General features: G+C 32.4%; 6 protein-coding genes. 2 read left to right on the plus strand and 4 right to left on the minus strand.

Annotated features, from left to right (window positions below; translation table 11 throughout):
* A partial coding sequence (locus B3J44_RS10965) for an SDR family NAD(P)-dependent oxidoreductase (protein ID WP_286968484.1) occupies positions 1-564 on the plus strand: 564 nt, incomplete at its 5' end.
* 28 nt (positions 565-592) lie between these two features.
* Here the strand turns inward: B3J44_RS10965 and B3J44_RS10970 are convergent.
* The 4 genes from B3J44_RS10970 to B3J44_RS10985 all read right to left on the minus strand — a co-directional run bounded on the left by B3J44_RS10970 (position 593) and on the right by B3J44_RS10985 (position 3917).
* Positions 593-1108, minus strand: coding sequence for an energy transducer TonB (locus B3J44_RS10970; RefSeq protein WP_286968486.1), 516 nt, complete (start codon positions 1106-1108; stop codon positions 593-595).
* Between the two features lie 162 nt (positions 1109-1270).
* Complete coding sequence (locus B3J44_RS10975; RefSeq protein ID WP_286968487.1) at positions 1271-2278, minus strand: VOC family protein; 1008 nt, start codon at positions 2276-2278, stop codon at positions 1271-1273.
* Positions 2279-2318: 40 nt separating this feature from the next.
* Positions 2319-3176: an SDR family oxidoreductase gene (locus tag B3J44_RS10980; protein WP_286968488.1), complete on the minus strand. Its 858-nt coding sequence runs from the start codon at positions 3174-3176 to the stop codon at positions 2319-2321.
* Positions 3177-3338: 162 nt separating this feature from the next.
* Positions 3339-3917 (minus strand): Crp/Fnr family transcriptional regulator, encoded by a 579-nt coding sequence (locus tag B3J44_RS10985; protein WP_198856215.1) that lies wholly within the window; start codon positions 3915-3917, stop codon positions 3339-3341.
* A gap of 390 nt (positions 3918-4307) precedes the next feature.
* Between B3J44_RS10985 and B3J44_RS10990 the strand changes: the two genes are divergently transcribed.
* Positions 4308-4874, plus strand: coding sequence for a helix-turn-helix domain-containing protein (locus B3J44_RS10990; protein ID WP_286968489.1), 567 nt, complete (start codon positions 4308-4310; stop codon positions 4872-4874).
* Positions 4875-4900: the final 26 nt, after the last annotated feature.

A 4900-nucleotide genomic window follows, 5' to 3' on the forward strand; every position in this document is an offset into this window, starting at 1 on the left:
GGTATATTAATTAATAATGTATCGATTGGAGGTTTTATGCCTGCGCCTTACAGCGCTGTATATTCTGCTTCAAAATTTGGAATTAAAGGAATGATGGAATGTTTGCAAGGAGAAATTTCTAATCATAAACACATTCATGTTTGCAATCTGTATCCACAATTGCAAAATTCTACGGGAAATCTGCATTCTGCTAAATATTCGGGTTTTGATATAACAATTCCTTTTATTGCTTCAGATCCGCGCGAAACGGCTGCTAAAATGGTTTATTTGGCAAAACATCCTAAAAAAGATTTGTTTCCAGATTTTAAAGCCGCTGCAATTACCAATACGTATAAATTATTTCCAAAAATAATTAGTAATACAGCGTCGACAGCGCTTCGCATGAAAATGAAATTAAACCAAGATAAAGAAGGTAATCCGGGAAATGTACTTTCGAACTCAAAAAAACCTTTACGAATCTATGGAAATCCACCTCTAAAAAGAGACTTCAATTTTGCTAAAACCGCACTTATGGGATTAGGTTTTGCTGTTGGATTGTTTTTAGTTCTTAAAAAATCTTCTTAGAAGAATATTATAAAATCAAATCTTCTCTTTAATGATTTACATCGTAAAGTGTCGATTGAATATAATAAGGAAAACTATACAAACAACGTACTGGATTTCCATTTTTCTTAGCTGGAATCCAATGAGGACATATTTTTAAAAGTCTTTCTAGTTCTTTTCCTGTTCCATATCCAATGTCACGAAGGATTTCTATATTAGACACACTGCCATCTTTTTCAATTACAAACTTAACAAAAATGCCTCCTTGAAGCGGATCATCATTATCTGGGTCTTTTGGCATGATGTAGTTTTTATTCAAAAAAGCATAAAATTTCTGTATACCTCCAACATAGTCCGGCTTGACATCAACTTCCATCACTTTATAAATTTTATTATAATCTACCGTAGAATCCTCTTCGCTTTTAACTGTTTTTTCAGGCGTGTTATTTTTGTTCTTTTTAGGAAGCTCAATTGTTTCTAAAGCCGAATCTTTCGATGCTGGAACGTTTTTATTCTGACAGCTAAACAACGCTAAACTTAAAATGGCAAAAAATATTCTTATCATAGATTTTTACTTTAAGGTTAAAGTTTTTTGATACATTTTCTAGAAGTAAAAAAACGAAAATTATTCAACTATATAAATAACAATAAGCAAAAAAGTTTAGAAACTTAAAAAGCCAGAACCTTATTGGTCTGGCTTTTTAAAACTTTTAAAATGAATCAAAAATTATTCTTTTGAATCTACGAAAACATAAAGTTTCTGCACTTTCCCATTTTCAATCACAAACAAATCCATTCCGCTTACCACAGCTGGTTTTGCTTTAGAACCAAATTGCCAATACAATCGAGCAATATTATGATTAGTTTCAAGAGATTTTACAGTGAATTTAAAATCAGGATTTTTAGTTTGAAGTTCTACAATAAACTTGCTGATATCGTCAATTCCTTCGGCAATAAAATGACGATCCACCATTTCGACATTTGAAGCATATACTTGATTCAATAAAGCTTTACGTTTTACCTCATCTTTTTCATTCCATATTTTTAGATGATTTTCTACTATTGCTGTATTCTTTTTAGCATCAAAATCTACTTCAGAAACTTTTTTTATTGTTGCGTTTTTTGGAGACCACAATACCGTTTTTGGATTCGATTTTTCATATCCTTTTCCGTTTGGATACGAAACCAACTCCATTTTAGAACCCCAAGGTGTTTCAAAATAAACCCAAGTTTCTCCAGCCGTATCGCCAGAAGGCATTGTAAAAGGTTCTCCTAAAATTTTTACGCCTTTACTTTTTAAATATTGAACTGATGCTTTAATATCATTTACATAAAAAGCGATGTGAGATGCTCCAATATCATCGGTATTTGGGTGTGTTTTACTTCCCTTGTTATCTGCGTACTCAAATATTTCAATACTTGCACCGTTTCCTGCATTGATCATTTTTATGGTAACGGCTCCTGTATTTGGATTAATGTTATTTAGTTTTTTCCAATCAGCATCAAGCGGAATTGGTCCTAATTGTGTCACAGGTGCAAATCCAAGTACATCACTAAAAAATGTAACAGCTTTATTAAGATCTGGAACATTGATTCCGACATGATCGATTCCGACGATTTCTGCGCTAGTTTGCGCTACAGTTTTTTCTGAAGCAGAAAAGAGTATTAATAAATTAAGCATTGCGGCTGCCGAAGTTTGTATTTTTTTATTTGATTTATTATGAGTTGTTTTCATGATTATTTCTATGTTTTTAATTATTTAGTGTTTTCAAAAATTAATTGGTGTAAGCTGCTACCCATTTTGCTTTAATGTTGGCACGAGCTTCAATGAATTCTTTATCGGTTCCTTGTGCAATGGCATCTAATGGAAAACGTAGTGGTCTCTCTCCTTTTTTCATGCTTACCAATTCTAAAATACCATCTGCAATAGTTTGTGGATTCATATCAAACTGGGCCATTTTTCCAAATAATGCTGTTCCTAAAGCATTGAATTTTTCAGTTGCAGCTTCTCCATATTCTTCAATAATTTCTTCTTTATCGGCATGAATTCCAGCTTTAGAACCGTTATTCATTTCTGTCGGATAAACTCCTGGCTGAATGCTTACGTTTTCAATTCCGTAATCTGCAAGTTCATCTTGCAAACCTTCCGTAAAACTTTCTACAACTAATTTTGATGCGATGTACGGAACCATAAAAGGAAGTGTATGTCCGCTTGCTCCAGTTGTAATGTTAATTACAAGCCCATTTTTTTCTTTTCTCATAGAAGGAAGCACTGCTTGATACATACGAAGTACGCTGTAAACGTTTACGTCAAACATTTTACGAACTTGATCAATTGAATATCCTTCAAGCAAACCAAAACCGCTTACTGCTGCATTATTAATTAGAACATCAATTTTTCCGTATTTAACTAATACTTTTTCGATTGCTTTACTAACTGATGCATCATCTGTAACATCAATATCTACTACTTCAATGTTTTCGATTTCTTGCAATTCTTTCGCAACAGCGGCATTTTTATCATTTGTATTGCGCATTCCTGCAATTACTGAATGGCCTGCATTTGCTAATGTTACAGCTGTTAATTTCCCGAAGCCTGTACTTGTTCCTGTAATGAAAATTGTTTTTGACATGATTTCTATTATTTAAAGTTTATAATGTTTGTTTCTTTTGAACATTACAAAGTTGCGACGAATGCAAAACCTGCACATTGATTAGAAATAAGTAAAAACTTGATATAGATCAAGAGTTTGGAAGAAGGCATAAAAAAAGGAGCTTTAAAAGCTCCTTATATATTATTTCTTTGCCGTTTGTTTCCGAATACGGCTTAGTGTTTCTGGTGTCATGCCAAGATATGAGGCAATCATGGTTTGCGGAATTCTAGAAGCAAAACCTGGATATTTGTTTACAAAGTTTAGATACTTTTCTTCGGCTGTTAAAGTCAATGACGCCTGAATTCTGTTTTGAGCAGCTATAAAACTTCTTTGCAGAATGTTATTTACCATATTATTAAAAGCTGGAATTTCTCTACAAAGCAATTCAAAATTTTCGTGGGTAAAAAGAACAAGCTCTGTATCTTCTATAGCATCAATATTAAAACGAGAAGGCTGTTGCATCATTAAACTTTCACGATCTCCTGTCCACCAATTTTCAATACTGAAGCTATTTACGTGTTCGCTTCCTTTCTCATCAACGGTATAAGTTCTAACACAGCCTTGCGTAATAAAAGCATCATATTTCCAGACATCTCCTTCTTGAAGCAGATATTGTCTTTTGCGTAGTTTTTTAATAATAGCAAATGATTGAATACGTTCTGATTCTGATTGTGTCAGTTCCGTCTTTTCTTCTAGATACTTTTGGAATATTTCATACATAGCATGTAAAATTATACAAAAGGCATTTGAAGAACAAATTTTTGCAAGCTAATAGAAATTACGTTTCTTTATTTTTATCGAACATTATATAAAACAATTTTTGCCAAATAAAAAATCATTTTTCTAGACACAAAGGCATGTACCCGTTGTAACTCCAACTACTAAGCTACATTTTGCATTTTCTCCTTGCTGTAAGTGAGACATAGTATCTCCTACTTTTCCAACTTTATTTTCGTCTTGGACTATAGTGCCAGCCTTTATCAATTACAGTCAATTCCATATTTTTTGTTTATTTTTACCGTGCAATATCACTACACCTTTGTTTACTATATGTAAACAAAAGATGTGATAATATCTAATTAAAATAAACTTTGTATACATATACTAAGCATGGAAAGAGTTGCAATTTTAGAAATTAGTAAACGCATCAAACAATATAGAACCGAGAAAGGCTTTACGTTACAGGAACTTGCAGATTTAAGCGGTGTGACAAAAGGAATGATTTCTCAGATTGAGAACGGAAGAAGCATACCATCTTTAACGGTTCTTTTGAGTATAGTTACAGCCTTACAAGTAAATCTTAGCGAATTTTTTAAAGATATTTCGCAAGAAGAAGAATTGGTTATTATAAAAAGGAAAGATAGTTATGATCAATTTCAAAAAGAAGGTTCAAATGGTTTCTTGTATGAACGTTTCTTGACTCGCACAATAAAAAATTCGACCGTAGATATCGTCTTTTTGACTTTAGAACCAAATAGTTATAGAGATCAAGTTACGACAGATGCTTATGAATATAAGTATATTCTTTCTGGTGAAGTAGATTATTTGATTGCCAATGAAACTTATACTTTAACAGAAGGAGATTCTCTTTTCTTTGATGGAAGATTAAAACACGTGCCAATAAACAAAAGCTCTAAGCCGTGCAAAATGCTGATTGTCTATTTCTTTGATAATTAGAATAAACTAATAATAAACCATTTTGA

The organism is Flavobacterium sp. UBA4854, from assembly GCF_002399805.1.
Taxonomy (GTDB): domain Bacteria; phylum Bacteroidota; class Bacteroidia; order Flavobacteriales; family Flavobacteriaceae; genus Flavobacterium; species Flavobacterium ginsengisoli.